We start from the raw sequence: 17,286 nt of genomic DNA, 5'->3' as shown, positions 1-17,286 counted from the left end.
AATCTCTCCGCATCAGCGGCGGCGACTCGAATTACTTTACACGCCACCGGGACCACACACAAATCCACCCCCACCACGCACCCCCCACCCCCAAAAACCCCGCAACACCGCGGATTTCCGCGGCACGGCACGCCCACTTCGGCCCGAAGCGGCGTCATCGGGTTCCTGTGGGCTGCCTCACTCCCCTGCGGACTTGGGGGCGGCGGCCGTCGGGGTCAGGCAGACATCGCCCGGCAGCAGCCACCAGTACTGCAGTTCCGCTTCGTGGGTCGCGGCCGGCGACACCTCCCCGGCCGGACGCGGGTCTGGGGTCGGGCAGATCTTGGACCACCATTTCCTGATGTTGAGCACTGCCGTTCCTTTCGTTCATTCACGCCACTGCGGTCGAAGGCCGGAGGGCCCGGAACAGGTGTGCGCCGGCCTTCCGCGTCCGGCCGATCCTTAGGACGCCGGCTCCCCGCTACTTCCGGTTGGTACCGGAGTGCAGGCCACGGGTGAAGCCGGTCAGAAGCGCGTCTCCGAGGGAACCGCGCGGTCCCTGGCCAGGCGATCCCTGCCGGGGCACTTCCTCCCCGGCCCCTCCCGGCCCGGCCGGGGCTGCAGCCAGCGCGGCCAGCCAGTCGCCATACCGGGTGATGTCCGTACCGCTCGAGGCGGCGACCGCGTCGCAGGCAAAGCCGGTGGCGCTGGAGCCGTCACTCAGGCGCACGGATCCCAGGAGCATCGGCTCGGGGAGTGCGGCAAGGAACCGCCCCAGTGCCGCTTCGGAGAGAAGCCAGCGCTCGGCCACCAGTTCCGCCCCGTCCTCGGAGCGGTAAACCCCGGGCTTCGGCGGCTGGGTATCCAGCGACACCATGCGGTAGCGGGCCGCGGTGCGCACGTGCCCGTCCCAGGAAGCCCCCAGGGTTTCGAGCTGGTGCGCCAGCGGCTGGCCCTTGCGGTGCGCCCCCACCACCACCAGCGGTACCGAGGTCGCGCCGGCCCGGACGGGCCACGGCTCCCCTGCCGGCAGCTGCTGCGCAGGAGCAGCCCCGGAGGCAAACAGCGCCGGGGGAAGCGGCAAGGATTCGATCCTGCGGGCGATCCCGGCCACTACGGCGTCGTCGAACGTCCGCCCCACCACCGTGAGCCCGAACTGGGAGCCGTCCACCTCCCCTGCCGGGACGGCCACGGCACACAGATCGAACAGGTTGCAGAAGTTCGTGTAGGTGCCCATGCGCGAGTTCACGCCGACGGGGTCGGCGGCGACGTCGGCCAGGCTCGGGTGGAACGGCGCCGTGGGGACCACCAGGGCGTCGAAGCCCTCCAGCCGCGCCATCGCCTGCCGCTTCAGTCCGTCCAGCCGGGCGGTGTCCGCGACGTACCGGTGCGCCGGCACCTCGCCGGCGCGGCGAACAATTCCGGCAACCGTCGGGTCCAGGCCGGCGGCATTTTCGGAGCTGTCGCCTGCCGCGTCGACGAACGCCCCCACGGCCGCGAAGCGCTCGGCCACCAGCCCGCCGTCGTACAGCAGCCGGGCGGCCTGCAGGAACACGTCGAACTCGATCGGTTCGGCGTCCACGCCCGAGGCCTGCAGCCTGGCGATCTGTCGGCCGAATTCATCCGCCCACGCCTGCGGGAGCTCCGGCAGGCTGGCCGGGTACGCGACGCGTGGCCGGGCGGGCGACGCGAGCCGAACATCGGCGGGCCACGGGCGCGCCCCGCCGGCCATGGTTCCCATGGCCAGTTCAGCAGTGCCCAGGTCCCGCGCGAAAATGGTCACGGCGTCCCAGGAACGGCATGCCGGCACCACTCCGGCGGTGGACACCACATTCAGCGTGGCCTTGATGCCCACGATGCCCTGCAGTCCGGCGGGGACGCGCCCCGATCCGGCGGTGTCGGTGCCGATGGCGATGTCCGCCAGCCCCAGGGCCACCGCCACGGCGGAGCCGGAGCTGGAGCCGCCGGAAATCCGGTCCGGGCGGCGCGCATCGCGGACCGCCCCGTGCGGACTGCGGGTGCCCACCAGCCCGGTAGCGAACTGGTCCAGGTTGGTGGCGCCCACAACCACCGCGCCCGCGGCCCGGAGCCGGGCCACCGCCTCGGCGTCCCGCCCCGGATTGTACGCGAATCCGGGGCACGCCGCCGTGGTGTCGATCCCGGCCACGTCGACGTTGTTCTTCACGGCGAGCAGCAGCCCGGCCAGGGGCAGGTCCGCGCCCGCGGCCACGGCTTCGTCAACGGCCGCCGCCTCGGCCAGCAGTTCGTCCGCGGCCCGCACGGTGATCCAGATTTCCGGCCGGCCGGAGGCGTCGATGGCGGCCAGCGCCGCCCGAACCCGGGCAGTGGCGCCCGGTCCGGCAGCAGTGGCGCCCGGTCCGGCAAATGTCGTGCTCATACTGCGGCCTCTTCCAGTTCCTTGGTGTCCAGCTGCTCGATCAGTTCCACTGCGGACGCGTCCGTGACGGAGGCTGCCGCGGGCAGCCCGAGGACCACCAGGGCTTCGCCGCCCACCACCTGGGAGCCGGCCACCGGCAGCACCTGCTGCACCACGCCGTCGCACGGGGCAGCCAGGACGGTTTCCATCTTCATCGCCTCCAGGGACACCAGCGGCTGGCCCTTCACCACGTGGTCCCCCGCGGCGACGTCCACCTTCCACACGCTGGCGGCGAAAGGCGCGGACACCAGGGTGGCGCCGTCGGGCACCACCAGCTCTTCGGCGTCGGGCACGACGGCGGCCGCGGCATCCGCGCGGTCGAACTCGCCGGCGTCGGACCAGGCCTGCCGTTCGACGGCGAAGGCCGCCGCCTGCTGCTCGCGGAACACCGTGATGGACTCGCTGTTCCGGGCCAGGAAGTCCTCGTGCTCGGCGAGAGAGAACGTGCCGTCCTCGATCTCGACGCCGCGGCCCCGGCCGGCGGCCATGTCCGCCCGCAGGTCCAGCAGCTCTTCCGGGCTGACCGGGTACCAGGAGATGCGGTCGAAGAACCGCAGCAGCCAGGGCGAGCCCGGTTCGAACGGCGCGGAATCGGCGTAACGGGACCACACCTGGGTGGTCCGGCCCACGAACTGGTAGCCGCCGGGTCCTTCCATGCCGTAAATGCACATGTAGGCCCCGCCGATTCCGACGGCGTTTTCCGGCGTCCAGGTCCGGGCCGGGTTGTACTTGGTGGTGACCAGGCGGTGGCGGGGATCCAGGGGTGTGGCCACCGGGGCACCCAGGTACACGTCGCCCAGGCCCAGGACCAGGTATTCGGCGTTGAAGACCGTGTCGAAGACCTCGTTCACGGACTCCAGGCCGTTGATGCGCCGGATGAACTCGATGTTCCACGGGCACCACGGGGCGTCGTCCCGGACGCCGGCCATGTAGCGCTGGATGGCTTCGCGGGTGGCCGGATCATCCCAGGACAAGGGCAGGCGGACGGAGCGGCTGGGCACCACCAGCTCCGAACTGGCCGGGAGGGCGGCCTCGATCTCCCGCACCAGGCCCAACAGTCGCGGGGCGGGGAGCACCGCGGGGTCGATTTTGATCTGCAGGGAGCGGATCCCCGGCGTGAGGTCCACGATCCCCGGCATCCGGAGTTCCTCGAGGTGCTGGTGCAGGGCGTGCACGCGGGCCCTCAGGCTGAGGTCCAGCACCATGTCGCCGTATTCCACCAGCAGGTTGTCATCTCCGGAGCGGCGGTAGGTGACCGCGGGCCGTCCGGGGCCTTCCGGCACCCGGCCCAGCACACCGTCGTCGCCGTCTCCCCGGCGGAGGCCGGCACCGGATACCGGGGCACCGGATGCCAGGGCGGCGGGTGCCAGGGAAGCGCCGGCGGGACGGGTCCAGCCGGCGTCCCCGGGCAGCACCAGCTGCCGGCCGGGTCCCAGGTCTCTGGCCGACGGCGCCTGGCGGGCTTCGACCGGGACGAACCGGACGGCGTCGCCGGGGCGGAGCTGGCCCAGCTTCCAGCGGTCGGCCGTCACCACCGTCACGGGGCAGACGAAGCCGCCCAGGCTGGGACCGTCCGGGCCGAGCAGGATGGGGGTGTCGCCGGTGAAGTCCAGGGCACCGACCGAATAGGCGGTGTCGTGGATGTTCGAGGGGTGCAGTCCCGCCTCGCCGCCGTCGCTGCGGGCCCACCGCGGTTTGGGGCCGATGAGGCGGACGCCGGTGCGGGCGGAGTTGAAGTGCACTTCGTAGCTGGCGGCGTAGAGGTCCTCGATGTCCTCGCGCTGGAAGAACTCGGGGGCGCCGTGGGGACCTTCCACCACCGTCAGCTCCCATGCGGACGTCAGCACGGGCCGGCTGTCCAGGGGAACGGGACCGGCCGCGTCCGTGCCCGCGTCCGGGGCCACGGCGCGCAGCACATCCCCGGACCGGAGGACCCTGCCGCCGTGGCCGCCGAACTGGCCCAGGGTGAAGGTGGACGCGCTGCCCAGGTAGAGCGGCACGTCGAGTCCGCCCTGGAACAGGATGTAGCCGCGGAGGCCGGACCCGTCGGCGGTGCCGACGTCGAGCGTGCCGCCCGCGGGGACCGTCACCGGTTCCCAGGCAGGCACGTCCGTGCCGTTCACGGTGAGGGTGGTGGGGGCGCCGGCCACGCACACCGTGGTGGCGTGGGTGAAGTGCAGGCTGGGGCCGGTCATGGTGAACTCGAGCCCGGGTGCGCCTTCGGGGTTGCCGAGTGCCTGGTTGCCGAGCCGGAAGGACAGGTCATCCATCGGGCCGCTGGGCGGAACGCCGACCTGCCACAGCCCGGCACGTCCCGGCCAGTCCTGGACCGAGGTCTGCAGCCCGGGCCGTTCCACGGTGATCCGGGGTTCCGGGTCGCCCAGGTCGTTCAGGGTGCCGGTGGAGTGGGCCGCGTCGCGGACCACGTCCAGGGCGGTCACGGCCCGGAGCATGCCGAGGTTGGTCTCGATGCCGTCGATCCGGGTGGCCTTCAGCGCGGCGCCGAGCCGGTCGAAGGCCTGGTTCCGGTCCGTGCCGGTGGTGATGATCTTGGCCAGGAGCGGGTCGTAGTTGGTGGACACTTCGCTGCCGGTTTCCACCCAGGCATCGACGCGCACGCCGTCGGTGCCGGGGTAGACGGCGTTGGTGACGGTCCCGGAACTGGGCTGGAAGTTGCGGGCCGGGTCCTCGGCGTAGAGGCGGGCCTCGACGGCGTAGCCGGAGACGGGGATGCCGTCCGGGCGACCGGCCAGCACCGTAGCTGCCTCGGCGCCGCCCTGGGCCAGCCGGAGCATCCACTCGACCAGGTCGACGCCGGTGACGGCCTCGGTGACGGGGTGTTCCACCTGGAGCCGGGCGTTGACTTCCAGGAAGGACGCTTCCCGGCGGGCCGGGTCGTAGACGAACTCCACGGTCCCGGCGGAGCGGTAGTCCAGGGAAGCGCAGAGGGCCCGGGAGCTGCGGTGCAGTTCGTCCCGGAGTGCCGCGGGCAGGTCCGGTGCGGGTGCCTCCTCCAGCACCTTCTGGTGACGGCGCTGCAGCGAGCAGTCCCGGTCCCCCAGACTCACCACGCGGCCGTCGCCGTCACCGAAGATCTGTACTTCCACGTGCCGGGCATGCTCGACGTAGCGCTCGGCGAACACGCCGGCGGTGCTGAAGCTCGCGCCGGCGAGGCGCGCCACCCGGGGGTAGCTCTCGGTGAGCTCGTCCTCGGTGCGGCACACGGTCATCCCGATCCCGCCGCCGCCGCCGGTGGCCTTGAGCATCAGCGGGAAGCCGATGTCCCGGGCGGCCAGCACGGCCGCGTCCACGTCCGCGAGCAGGTCCGATCCGGCGATCATGGGCACGCCGGCGGCGCGGGCGGCGTCCCGCGCGGTGTGCTTCGTGCCGAAGATCCGGAGCTGGTCCGGGGTGGGCCCCACGAAGACCAGCCCGGCGGCCTCGACGGCCTCGGCGAAGCCGGCGTCCTCCGAGAGGAACCCGTAGCCGGGGTGGATCGCGCCGGCGCCGGTGGCCGCGGCCGCGGCGAGCAGGGCCTCGACCTTGAGGTAGGAGTCCTTGGCCGGGGCGGGGCCCAGGAGCACGGCCTCATCGGCCAGTTTGACGTGGCGGGCGCCGCGGTCCGCCTCGGAGAATACGGCCACGGTGCGCAGCCCGATTTTCCGGGCGGATTCGATGATGCGGCAGGCGATTTCGCCGCGGTTGGCGATCAGCAGGGTGTCGAACAGTGGCGTGTCGAAGCGGTTCGGCGTTTCAAAAGTGCTCACAGGGCAGCCTCCGGGCGGGTGACGATCATGCGGACAGGCGTGGGGTTGAAGCCGTTGCACGGGTTGTTGATCTGCGGGCAGTTGGAGACCAGCACCAGGGTGTCCACCTCGGCCCGGAGGGCCACCCGTTTGCCGGGTGCGGAGAGGCCGTCCACGATCCCGAGGGCGCCGTCCGGGTCCACCGGGACGTTCATGAACCAGTTGATGTTGGAGACCAGGTCACGCTTCCCCAGCCCCCAGCGGGAACCCTCGATCAGGAAGTTCTCCACGCAGGCGTGCTGCTCACGGGTGTGCTGGCCGTAGCGCAGCGTGTTGGATTCCTGCGAGCAGGCCCCGCCGATGGTGTCGTGCACGCCCACCTCGTCCGCCACCACGGTCATCAGCGGCCCGCCGTCGTCGGAGCGGAGCACGGAGCCGGTGGTCAGCACGATCGAGCGCTGCGCGGCGAGGGTGACGGCGGCGGAGTAGCGCACGTCCGTGTCGTCCGCCGCGTAGAGCAGGCAGTCCACGGCCTGGTTGCCGTCCAGGTCCACGATGGTCAGGACGTCGCCGGCGGCCACCACGGCGGACCAGGGTCCGCGCGCTTGAACATATTCGTCCAGGACGACGGCGCCGGCCGCGAGCGCTGTCTCGCGGGCCCCGGCGGTCGCGGTGGCGGTCGGGGCTGTCAGGGTTTTGGTGGCGGTGTTCATCGGGCGTTCCTTGCCGTGAGGTCGTGTTCGGTGTTGTTCAGGGCCTGGCGGTGTTCGGGAGTCAGGGGCCCGGTCAGGAGCCCCTCCCCCAGCAGGCGGAGGTCGTCCGGGGCGTGCCAGGCGGCGACGTCGACGGCGGTTCCGGTGAAGTCCGGCCGCGGATCCAGCGGGTGGGCGGTATTGGCCAGGAGCACCACGGCGTCCATCTGCAGGAGGATCTCGACGGCGGCACCGGGACCGGCGGCACCGGTGAACTGGATGCTGCCGTCCGGGTCCACCCGGATGCCCTTGAACAGGGAGAGCGACGGCGCCACGTCCCGCGCGTCCAGCCCCTGCTTCAGTGCGGCCAGGGTCAGCAGTTCACGCCCGGCGGGCGAGCTGCTGTGGACGGTTCCGGCGCCGTAGCGGGACGTGTTTCCGGCCAGCGTGGTGGTGCCGGTCAGGGCGTCGTGGCGTGCGGAGGTGTCGGCCACAATCGTGCCCATCAGCCGGCCGGCGTCGGAGAGCAGCGGGTGTCCCGCGGTGGGGTACGCCTGCCAGGGGACCTTGACGGTGTCCGCCACATTGAGCCGTTCGTGCAGTGCCCCGCTCCGGTAGAGCAGGACGTGGACGCAGGCATCGCCGTCGGTGTCCGTGAGCCGGAGCCGGGTGCCGCGGGCCAGCGGCAGGGCGGTGTAGCGGCCGAAGGCCACGGATTCGGCCCAGCTCAGGCGTTCCCTGGCGGCCTGCGGCAGGACGGCGGTGAGCCGTGCCGGCGCGGCGGCGGCCGGGACGTACCGCATGGTGTCCGCGGTGCGGCCGTGTTGTTCCCGGGCGTGCGTGCGGGCTCCGGCGGTGGTGGCGGTGGCTGTGGCTGGTGTTTCGGTGGTCTGTGTCATGTCAATCCTGAAAGTGGGGCGTGGACGTGCGCGGGCGGTGTAGCCAGGAGGCGGCGGGTCAGGCGGTGGGGTCAGGCTGTGGTGCGGCTGGCCGTCCGGGCGAGTGAGCGCCGGATCCAGAGGCCGAGGAGGAGCACGATGCCCACCATTAGCGGGGCCGAATAGAGCAGGATCCCGTTTTCCCCGGTGGGGTCGTAGACCTCGGGCCGGGGCCAGGCGAGGTTGACCACCATCACGGCGCCGTAGAGCACCGCGAGGATGTTGACGGGCAGGCCCCAGCGTCCCAGGGAGAACAGCCCGTCCGGCATGGTCTGGCCCACCTGGTCCCAGTCGCCGCGGAGGCGGTTGAGGAGCTGCGGCACGGTGACCAGAAGGTAGGCGAGGTACACCATGACGATGCAGACGCTGGTGAGGGTGGTGAAGAGCGCGGCGTTGCCGACGTTGATGGCGAGCACGCCCACGGCCAGGGCGCCGATGGCGATGGAGGGCCACATCGGGGTGCCGCGGGTGGGGTGGACGGAGGAGAGCAGGGCGGAGGCGGGGAGTTTGCCGTCCCGCGCCATGGAGAACACCAGGCGTGATCCGGCCGTCTGGATGGCCAGGGTGCAGACGAAGATGGCCACGGCCACGTCCACCAGGAGCACTTTGCCCCAGAAGGTGCCGAGGACGGCGGTCAGTACGTAGGGCAGGCCCTCGGTGGCGAGCCGGCCGTCGTCGAGGCTGGGGGCGGCCATCAGCGCCGTCACGATCATCAGCGCCCCGCCGATGCCGGAGATGATCAGGGCCGAGAGGATGGTGCGGGGTGCCGTGCGCCGCGGGGACTTTGTCTCCTCGGAGAGTTCCCCGGCGGAGTTGAAGCCCACCATGACGTAGGCGGCCATCAGGCCGGAGACCATGAATGCGCCCACCGCACCGAGGTCGGATCCCGCCATGACAGTGGTGTCCATGACGACGTCGGGTCCGCGCTGGGCGGCGGTGATGAGCGCCAGGATCACGGCGACGACGCCGACGATTTCGCAGGTCACGCCCACCGAGTTCACGTGGGCCATCAGCCTGACGCCCAGGGAGTTGATCACGGTGGTGACCACCAGCAGGATGGCCCCGAGGACGACGGCGTTGGCCGCGCCGGTGGTGGTGTTCAGTGCGGGGTCGCCGCCCACCAGCTGGAATCCGTCCCAGAGCTGGGGCAGCACCACCTGCATGGCGATGGCTGCGGCGGCGGCGGTGACCACCTGCGCCAGGGCCATGAACCAGCCGGCGAACCAGCCCACCGTTTCACCGCCCACCCGCCGGGCCCACTGATAGACCGCCCCGGAGAGCGGGTAGCGTGCGGCGAGCTCCGCGAAGTTCAGGGCCACCAGCAGCTGGCCGAGCAGCACCACCGGCCAGGTCCAGAAAAACGCCGGCCCGGCAAAGGAGTAGCCGAACGCGAAGAGCTGGAAGATGGTGGTCAGGATGGAAACAAAGGAGAAGCCTGCCGCGAAGGAGGCATAACGGCCCAGTTTGCGGTGCAGGGACGGCTCGTAGCCAAGCGACGTGAGGTCTGCATCATCCGTCTGTGCGGATGAGGGAAGAACTGTGGATGTCATCGGAATCTCCGGGGCTGGAACGGCGTTGGGGGTTCGTGCGTTCCGGCAAATGCAGCGCTGGGCCCAACGCTGCGGAATACCGGTCACTTGATAGTTTTCCAGCCGGAGATCCCGAACTCGTTTCGCCCGTGTAAAAGGTAGATAGACGGATTATTTCCGTGATGTTTCCGCGCCCTCACCGCGCTGCGGGCGGCACCGCAGGGCCCCAAGGGGGTGCAAGAATGATGCGTGACCACAACCGGCCCGGGGCGTCCCCGCAAGCAGCAGCCCTCCCGACCGGGGGCCACGGCCCGTGAGGAAATCCTGGACGCCGCCGCCGAACTCTTCACCACGCAGGGGTACGCCAACACCTCCACCCGCTCCATCGCCGAGGCCGTGGGGATCCGCCAGTCCTCGCTGTACCACCACTTCGGCACCAAGGACGACATCCTTGAGGTGCTGCTGGCGGGCACCGTGGCCGGCGGCCTCGCCTTTGCCCGCCGGGTCTGCTCAGGGGACGACGGCAACGGGAGCCCGACGGCGGCGGCGGCGCGGCTGCACGCTGTCGCCCTCTACGACGGGACCCAGCTGTGCAACGCCCGCTGGAACCTCGGGGTGCTCTACAACCTGCCGGAGGCGCGCAGCGCCCGGTTCCAGGGCTTCATGGCGGAGCGGAAGGAACTCCGGGGGCTGTACCGGCGCCTGGGAGAGGAACTCCCGGGGAACGGCTGGGCCGGCACCAGCCAGAACGGGGATCTCGCGTTCCGGCTGGTGGAGTCCCTGGTCAGCCTCCGCGCCGACGGGCTTGCCACCCCGGACTCCCCGCGGCAGGCGGCCGACGCGGGGATCGTCCTCAGCGGGCTGGCGGACAGCCTTACGGCGATCCGGGGCCGGAGTGCGGCGCTCGTGGCGAGTATTGGCTGAGCGCACGCAGCCGCTCCTGACGCTGACCCTTCCTGGCCCCGGCCCCGGTGAGAGCCCTGGTTAGAGCCCGGACGAATCCGGACGCGAATCAAGCCTCCGTTCAACCTCCAGCAGGAACTTCCGTCCGCCGCCGGTCAGGGCCGGCATCTCACGGAACGTGCGCTCCGGAACCTTCAACTGCAGGCAGTCCAACGTCCAGCGCACGTCCGCGTAGAGCTCCCCGGCGACGTCCAGCGGCACCGGTTTGCCGCCCTCCATCCGGAACCCCGCCACGCTCAGCGTGTCCGCGATGATCCGTTGCCGTTGTTCCCACGACGGCGTGGTGCCCTCCAGCATCCAGTGGACCACCGTGCGGGTCACCACGGCCGTCGCCTGGTCGGCCGGGAAGGCCACCATCCCGGCGAGGTAGTCCCAGAGGGGACGGCCGCCGTCGCGCATCTTTCGTCCGGCCGGTGACAGGACCAGCTTTCCCTTGCTCTTCCGCAGCAGTTTCCAGGCCTGCAGCTGCTGCCGGAGCATCAGAACGGGCAGGGTCTGGCTTTCGCGGTTCGCAGCACCGGGCCAGCGGTAGGCCCAGCCAAGGTCGCGGACGGCCTCGCTGACCACGGCAGGCTTGAGGTACCCGTCCTGGGTCAGTTGCAGTCCGTCCGCGCCCGCCCGGTCCAGCAGCCAGTGCACGGGACGGATGACGGCGCCGATCTCCGCGTCCGTAGGCGGTTCCGGCCACAGGCGTTTCACCAGCTCGTCCAGACGGTTGTTGAGCGCGGCAACGTCGAACGCGTCCGGCTCGAAGGTGCCTGCGTCCTCGCCCGTCGCGAACTTGTACCAGTCGGAGAGCCCTGTGTGCTCCTCGTGCGAGGGGTCGGCCAGGGCTTCAATGAGCCGGGCGTACCCGTAGGTCCCGCCGGAGTCCTCCACCGGTCCGCGTTTGGCCCCGCCGATGCACCGCACGGCACCGGCCGGCAGTTCGGCCGGCCCCATCACCTCGAAGATGTGCGTCCAGGCATCGCCGAAGTCGTACTCGTACTCGAACACGACCGGCGCAGTCTCTTGGGCGTCCAGGAGTTCAAAGAGCACGACGCCGGAAGCCGGTTCGTCGCCCATCTCCTCCGCCGCGTCGTCGGGGCCGATGATGACGCGGGGCTGGCCGAGCCGGTCCACGCAGCGGATGCCAAAGAGGTGGCGGTTTTCCCAGCCGAAGGCCGCCTGGAGGACCCGGTGCAGTTCCGGGACTGTGATGGTTTCCGGCACCAGCAGGCGCCGCCAGATCTCAGGTTCGGTGTCCTGGATGCTGACGCGGAGGTCGTAGGCGGGGACGGTCGTGGCGGAATCCATGCTGGCTATCCTGCCAGACCCGCACGTGGCCGGACCGGCGACCGGCTCATCGCCCCGCTCCTGCCGGCTCCCCGGCAGGACCACGCGCTGCGTTGCGTCGGCACCGCCGCACTGGCTAGGGTTGATGCTAAGCATGCTTAGCATGTGCGTGGCGTGCAAGCTGTCCGCGCTGAGACCCACCATCCGGAGGTACACCATGACTGACCAGTACACGTTCAAGAACCCGGTGACGGCGTACGAGCAGATCGAACCGCCCGAGCAGAGCCAGCCGGAACCCGGCCTGGACGCGAAAATGACGCCGAAGGCGGACCTGGGCGAAAACACCTACCGCGGCACCGGCCGGCTGGAAGGCCGCAAGGCGCTCATCACCGGCGCGGACTCCGGCATCGGCGCCGCCACGGCCATCGCCTTCGCCCGCGAGGGGGCCGACGTCGTGATGTCCTACCTGCCCGAAGAAGAAGAGGACGCGGCCCGGATTGCCGGGCTGATCGAGAAGGCCGGCCGCAAGGCAGTCAAGGTTCCCGGCGACCTCAAGGACGCCGCGGTGTGCCGCGAGCTGGTGGCGACCGCCGTGCGGGAGCTGGGCGGCCTGGACATCCTGGTCAACAACGCCGGCAAGCAGGTGGCGCAGGAGTCGCTCGGCGACATCACCGACGTCGAATTCGACCACACCTACAAGACCAATGTGTACGCGATGTTCTGGCTGACCAAGGAAGCCATCCCGCACCTGCCGGCCGGGTCGAGCATCATCAACACCACGTCCATCCAGGCGTACAGCCCCTCGGCCACCCTGGTGGACTATGCCTCCACCAAGGGCGCCATCAACAACTTCACCAAGGGCCTGGCGCAGCAGCTGGCACCCCAGGGGATCCGGGTCAACGCGGTGGCGCCCGGGCCGATCTGGACGCCGCTGCAGCCCAGCGGCGGCCAGCTCACCGAGGACCTGCCGGAGTTCGGCAAGGAGACACCGCTGGGCCGCGCCGGCCAGCCGGCCGAGCTTGCCCCGGCCTACGTGTTCCTGGCCTCGGCCGAGTCCAGCTACGTGATCGGCGAGACCCTCAACGTCAACGGCGGCATGCCGACGCCGTAGTCGGGCTTCGGGCCCGCTTTTGTGTGGGGCGTCTCTTCCGGCTGCGCTGTTCTCTTGGCCGGGCCGCACTGCTACCTTGGCTGGATGGAACGATCTTTGGTTAGGCCCAGAAACGGCAAGGTCATCGCGGGCGTGTGTGCGGGCCTCGCTGACCGGTTTGGTATCTCCAGGACGTTGGTCCGCATCGGTTTCGTGTTCTTCGGCCTGTTCGGCGTCGGGGAACTCGTCTATATCGTGCTGTGGATCATCATGCCCAAGAGCTCGTAGCGGCCGGAGCGGGTGCGCGCTGTGCGCGTGCTACCCGCCGCCGCCCAGGTGGTGGATGGTGAACGCGCTGAGAAAGCCGACGGCGGCCACCAGCCCGGTGAGGTTGTGGTGTTCCTCGAAGGCCTCGGGAATCATCGTGTCGGCCAGCATGGCCAGGATCCCGCCGGCGGCCACGGCCGTGATGAACGCTACGGCTTCCTCGGGCGCGTTTTCCAACGCGGTGAATCCCAGGAGCGAGGCCCCGCCGCAGAGCAGGGCGATGCCGCCCCAGACACCGAACACGTACCCGGCGCTGCGGCCGGCTTTTTTCATGCCGGCCGTGCTGGAAAGCCCCTCGGGGACGTTGGAGATGAACACGGCCGCGAGCATGGCAGGGCTGACGGACCCGGCTGTGATGAGTCCCAGGCCAAGGACCACCGATTCCGGGATGCCGTCCAGGAGGGCGCCGACGGCGATGGCCGTGCCGCTGCCGGGGCTGTCCTTTTCGGAGGGCTGCTTGCCCCCGGACCGCTTCCGGTGTTTCGCCCCGGAGCGTGCCAGCAGGGCGTTGGCGCTGACGTAGACCACGGCGCCGGCCAGAAACCCTGCCACGGTGGGCCACAGCCCGCCGCCCTGAACGGCTTCATCCACCAGCTCGAAGGCGAGCGCGGAGATGAGCACACCGGCGCCGAATGCCATGATCGAGGAGACCAGCTTCGCCGGAATGGTCCACTTCCAGGACAGCCAGGCACCGAGGACCAGCGCCCCGCCCGCCAGCGTTCCCCAGAACATGGCCTGCGCCCACATCGGCATGCGTTGACCTTCCGCGGCCGCGAAGCCTGCTAGCTGGAAACCAAGGGCGGCCCTGGACTGAACGCCGGGCACCCTCAGAATTGTTCCAGACGCAGGCGTTGAATGGCCGCAGCAGCAGGATGGAACTTCGTGACCGGCTGCCGGCGGGTCACGGGCTACATGGCTTAGGGGTGCCGGCCGGGGCTTGTTCCGGCATTTGATGACCCGGGGCCCGGCTCCACCCCGGTCCTGGGGTTGTCGATATCGGGCCTGAGGGCCAATAAGTGTTTCGCCAGCGCGACTTCCGGTTGCCCGGGATGCGCCTCCACGTATGCCCTGAGTTGCTCCCGTTCCTGCGCGCTCCCCGGATCGGACACTGCCATCAAAGCCTCAATAGCGGCGATGGCCTGCCGTCGAATGTCCGGCATTTTCTTGCCATCGGGGGTTTCACTCCTGCTGAGGGAGATTAGCCGAGGGCGCGACGGCGGGCGTCCGTGCAGGCTGCGTTCCGGAAGTGAAGACGGACTGGTTGACATGAGATGTCCCTTATTCCTGTTCCAGTTGAACCTGAAACGGATCCACGGCCACACGCGCTCCCAGGAGCGGGTGCTCGACGCGGAGGACTAATACCTCAGTTTACCCCCGGACCGCAAGGCCTGCTCCTGACGAGAGCTTTTGCGGTGCTGCCCGGGCCACCCGTCCGCCGGCTGAGTACAGCCGGCGGCGGCAGTAATTACGCAATGTTTTTGTGGTGCAATTTTGTTTAGGTAAGCCTTATCTAATACCATCGTCCGGGTGACCACGCAGATTGATTTCATGCGGGTGCCCTTCGCCGCGGACCTTGCGAGCTACGGGGACAGACCTGCCATCCTCACAGAGACACTGACGCTGACCTACCGGGAGTTGGCGGAACGCGTCGACGACCTGGTGCTCCGGCTCGGCACCGAACGGCGCCTTGTCGCGCTGGCGGCAGCCAACGACCTCGAATCGCTCATTGCCTACCTGGCAGCACTGGCGGGCGGGCACCCCCTGATCCTCCTGCCCGAGGACAAACCTGCAGCCCTGGAATCCCTCATTGCCGCCTACGACCCCGATGTCGTTGTGCGGTCAGGGAACGTCCTCGAGGAACGTCGGCCGGGCACACGGCACGAGCTCCACCGGGACCTTGCCCTGCTGCTCAGCACGTCCGGGTCCACGGGCTCGCCCAAGCTTGTCCGTCTCTCGCAGGCAAACCTGCAATCGAACGCGGAGTCCATTTCCGAATATCTGGCCATCGGCCCGGACGACCGCGCTGCGACGACACTGCCGATGTCCTACTGTTACGGGCTGTCGGTGATCAACAGCCACCTGCTCCGCGGTGCGGGCCTGGTCCTCACCGATCTTTCGGTGGTTGATCCGTGCTTCTGGGAGCTTTTCCGAAACCGCGGTGCGACGGCGTTCGCAGCCGTTCCCTACACCTTCGAGCTGCTGGAACGGGTGGGTTTCGCGGAGATGGAGCTGCCCAGCCTGCGCTACGTCACCCAGGCCGGAGGCCGGCTCGTACCGGAGATGGTGCAGGAGTACGCCGGACTCGGCCGCCGGAAAGGCTGGGATCTTGTCGTGATGTACGGCCAGACGGAGGCCACCGCCCGGATGGCTTATCTGCCGTCTGAGCTCGCAGCCACAGTCCCCGGCGCGATCGGCATCCCCGTCCCGGGAGGCGCCTTCCGCATCGACCCCGTTCCCGGCCTGGAGCATGGCGAGCTTGTTTACACGGGTCCCAACGTGATGCTCGGCTACGCCGAGACGGCCGAGGACCTCGGAAAGGGCCGGGCCATCGACGAGCTCCGCACCGGCGACCTCGCCCGGCAGCACCCCACCGGAGTCTACGAAGTCGTGGGGCGCCGCAGCAGGTTCGTGAAAATCGTCGGACTCCGCGTTGACCTCGGGGAAGTGGAGCGGATGCTGGCGGACCTCGGCGTACTGGCAGCCAGCGCCGGGACCGACGACGGTCTCGTCGTCGCCGTCGAGGGCGGCCACGACACGCAGCTGCTGGGCAAGGTCCTGGCGCAGGGCATGGGGCTCCCGCGTGCCGCCCTCCAAGTCCACACTGTCGAACACCTCCCCCGGCTGGCCACCGGCAAACTGGACTATCAAAGTGTCCTGGCGCTGTCCCGGCCCGATACTGAGCCCGAACCTGTGCATGCGCCTGCCGACGGGGCTGCCGACGGCCCCGGCAGCGTCCGAAGGATCTTCGCGGACGCCCTGGAGGTCAGCGACATTGCCGACGGCGACACTTTTGTCTCGCTCGGCGGTGACTCGCTGTCCTACGTGGCGGCATCGGTCCGACTGGAAAAAGCCCTGGGCCATCTCCCGCCGGACTGGCACGTGACGCCCGTCCGGGACCTGGAACCACGGCGGCGGGATGCTCCGGCCCGGACGCTGCGGCGGTTCTTCGCGCCGCTCGAAACGAGTATCGTGTTGCGGGCCGTGGGGATCGTCCTGATCGTCAGTACACACGTCGGTTTGTTCAGTTGGCAGGGCGCGGCCCACGTGCTCATGGCCGTGGCCGGGTACAACTTCGCCCGCTTCCAGCTCGCGGGGGAGCGTGTCCGGCGCGTGCGGCGGCAGCTGGCCAGCCTGGCCAGAGTCGTGGTGCCCAGTGTGGCGTTCATCGCCGCCGCCTATCTGATCACCGACAACTACACCCCTGCCAACATCCTGCTCCTGAACGCCATCGTCGGGCCGGAGGCAGTGACCACACAGTGGCACTTCTGGTTCATCGAAATACTTGTCTACCTTCTCCTGGGCATGACAGCCCTGCTGGCCATTCCCTGGGTGGACCGCGCCGAGCGGCGTTTCCCCCTGCTTCTTCCGCTGGCTCTTACCGGAGCCGGGCTGCTCACCCGTTACGAACTGGTGGACCCCGGAGTGCCGAACACGGCACCGGCCCTCTGGCTCTTCGCGCTGGGCTGGGCCATTGCACGGTCCCGAACGGCGGCCCAACGCTGCATGGTCTCGGTCATCGCGGTCCTCACCGTGCCGGGGTTCTTCGACAACGCGGCCCGGGAAGGGACGCTCCTCGCCGGGATCCTGGTGCTCATCTGGCTGCCCAGCATCCCGGTGCCGAAGGGTCTCCGCCGTCTCACGGTGGTGCTGGCCAGCGCCTCCCTCTACGCGTACCTGGTCCACTGGCTGGTCTACCCGCCCCTGGCCGGGATAAGCCCGGCACTGGCCGTGGGGGCGTCGCTGGCCGCAGGGGCACTGTACTGGGCGCTGTGCACGCGCGTGGTCGACGCAGCCACCCGCCGGCGGACCCGGGTTCACCGCTTACTGGACCCGCGACCCCGGCAGGTACCAGGCCAGGGATGACGTGTAGGGTTCGCTGGGCAGGGTGCCGGCGGACCATGTGTCCGTGGACCGCACCACGGGGGTGTGTCCGTGGCCGTCCTTCAGCATGGCGCGCACCGTTGCGGTGCCGGCAGCAATCACGAGTCCGAACAGCAGGACTGCGAACAGTTCCATTTTGAATTCCTTCGGGGGTGGAGCGGATTGGATGACTCCAGTGTCTGCAGCCGCCGTGTGAGCAACCGTGTGAA

Annotated in this window: 13 protein-coding genes; 4 read left to right on the top strand and 9 right to left on the bottom strand. The window is 69.8% G+C overall.

The window, feature by feature from the left end; genetic code table 11:
- Positions 1-177 precede the first annotated feature (177 nt).
- The 6 genes from ABIB29_RS19575 to ABIB29_RS19550 all read right to left on the bottom strand — a co-directional run bounded on the left by ABIB29_RS19575 (position 178) and on the right by ABIB29_RS19550 (position 9,342).
- Entirely contained in the window at positions 178-351 is a 174-nt protein-coding gene (locus ABIB29_RS19575; RefSeq protein ID WP_354174655.1) for a hypothetical protein, read from the bottom strand.
- 109 nt (positions 352-460) lie between these two features.
- Complete coding sequence (gene atzF, locus ABIB29_RS19570; protein ID WP_354174653.1) at positions 461-2,377, bottom strand: allophanate hydrolase; 1,917 nt, start codon at positions 2,375-2,377, stop codon at positions 461-463.
- Entirely contained in the window at positions 2,374-6,183 is a 3,810-nt protein-coding gene (gene uca, locus ABIB29_RS19565; protein WP_354174651.1) for an urea carboxylase, read from the bottom strand. The genes atzF and uca overlap by 4 nt, the downstream gene beginning before the upstream one ends.
- Positions 6,180-6,875 (bottom strand): urea amidolyase associated protein UAAP2, encoded by a 696-nt coding sequence (locus tag ABIB29_RS19560; protein ID WP_354174650.1) that lies wholly within the window; start codon positions 6,873-6,875, stop codon positions 6,180-6,182. The genes uca and ABIB29_RS19560 overlap by 4 nt, the downstream gene beginning before the upstream one ends.
- Positions 6,872-7,753: an urea amidolyase associated protein UAAP1 gene (locus tag ABIB29_RS19555; RefSeq protein WP_354174649.1), complete on the bottom strand. Its 882-nt coding sequence runs from the start codon at positions 7,751-7,753 to the stop codon at positions 6,872-6,874. Before ABIB29_RS19555 ends, ABIB29_RS19560 begins: the two co-directional genes overlap by 4 nt.
- Positions 7,754-7,824: 71 nt before the next feature.
- Positions 7,825-9,342, bottom strand: a complete 1,518-nt coding sequence (locus tag ABIB29_RS19550) for an amino acid permease (protein WP_354174647.1) — start codon at positions 9,340-9,342, stop codon at positions 7,825-7,827.
- Positions 9,343-9,570: 228 nt separating this feature from the next.
- Between ABIB29_RS19550 and ABIB29_RS19545 the strand changes: the two genes are divergently transcribed.
- On the top strand, positions 9,571-10,245 hold the full coding sequence (locus ABIB29_RS19545; protein WP_354174645.1) for a TetR/AcrR family transcriptional regulator: 675 nt from the start codon (positions 9,571-9,573) through the stop codon (positions 10,243-10,245).
- 60 nt (positions 10,246-10,305) lie between these two features.
- Here the strand turns inward: ABIB29_RS19545 and ABIB29_RS19540 are convergent, their stop codons facing one another.
- Positions 10,306-11,580: a plasmid pRiA4b ORF-3 family protein gene (locus ABIB29_RS19540; RefSeq protein WP_354174644.1), complete on the bottom strand. Its 1,275-nt coding sequence runs from the start codon at positions 11,578-11,580 to the stop codon at positions 10,306-10,308.
- A 196-nt stretch (positions 11,581-11,776) separates the two neighbouring features.
- On the opposite strand from ABIB29_RS19540, the gene ABIB29_RS19535 reads away from it, so the two are divergent.
- Together ABIB29_RS19535 and ABIB29_RS19530 are read left to right on the top strand one after the other, a co-directional pair.
- A complete protein-coding gene (locus ABIB29_RS19535) occupies positions 11,777-12,670 on the top strand; it encodes a glucose 1-dehydrogenase (protein ID WP_354174643.1) in 894 nt (297 codons plus the stop codon).
- An 84-nt stretch (positions 12,671-12,754) separates the two neighbouring features.
- Complete coding sequence (locus tag ABIB29_RS19530; protein ID WP_354174641.1) at positions 12,755-12,937, top strand: PspC domain-containing protein; 183 nt, start codon at positions 12,755-12,757, stop codon at positions 12,935-12,937.
- A 30-nt stretch (positions 12,938-12,967) separates the two neighbouring features.
- Here ABIB29_RS19530 and ABIB29_RS19525 read toward each other — a convergent pair whose 3' ends face one another.
- On the bottom strand, positions 12,968-13,729 hold the full coding sequence (locus ABIB29_RS19525) for a ZIP family metal transporter (RefSeq protein ID WP_354174639.1): 762 nt from the start codon (positions 13,727-13,729) through the stop codon (positions 12,968-12,970).
- A 774-nt stretch (positions 13,730-14,503) separates the two neighbouring features.
- On the opposite strand from ABIB29_RS19525, the gene ABIB29_RS19520 reads away from it, so the two are divergent.
- Positions 14,504-17,059: an AMP-binding protein gene (locus tag ABIB29_RS19520; protein ID WP_354174637.1), complete on the top strand. Its 2,556-nt coding sequence runs from the start codon at positions 14,504-14,506 to the stop codon at positions 17,057-17,059.
- Here the strand turns inward: ABIB29_RS19520 and ABIB29_RS19515 are convergent.
- The gene (locus ABIB29_RS19515; RefSeq protein ID WP_354174635.1) at positions 17,018-17,212 is read right to left on the bottom strand and encodes a hypothetical protein; all 195 of its coding nucleotides are present in this window, start codon (positions 17,210-17,212) and stop codon (positions 17,018-17,020) included. The genes ABIB29_RS19520 and ABIB29_RS19515 overlap by 42 nt on opposite strands.
- Positions 17,213-17,286 lie beyond the last annotated feature (74 nt).

The organism is Arthrobacter sp. UYEF36 (assembly GCF_040547025.1).
Taxonomy (GTDB): Bacteria; Actinomycetota; Actinomycetes; order Actinomycetales; family Micrococcaceae; genus Arthrobacter.
Note: the sequence above shows the minus strand (reverse complement) of the source record. Positions and strands in the feature narration are given on the sequence as shown.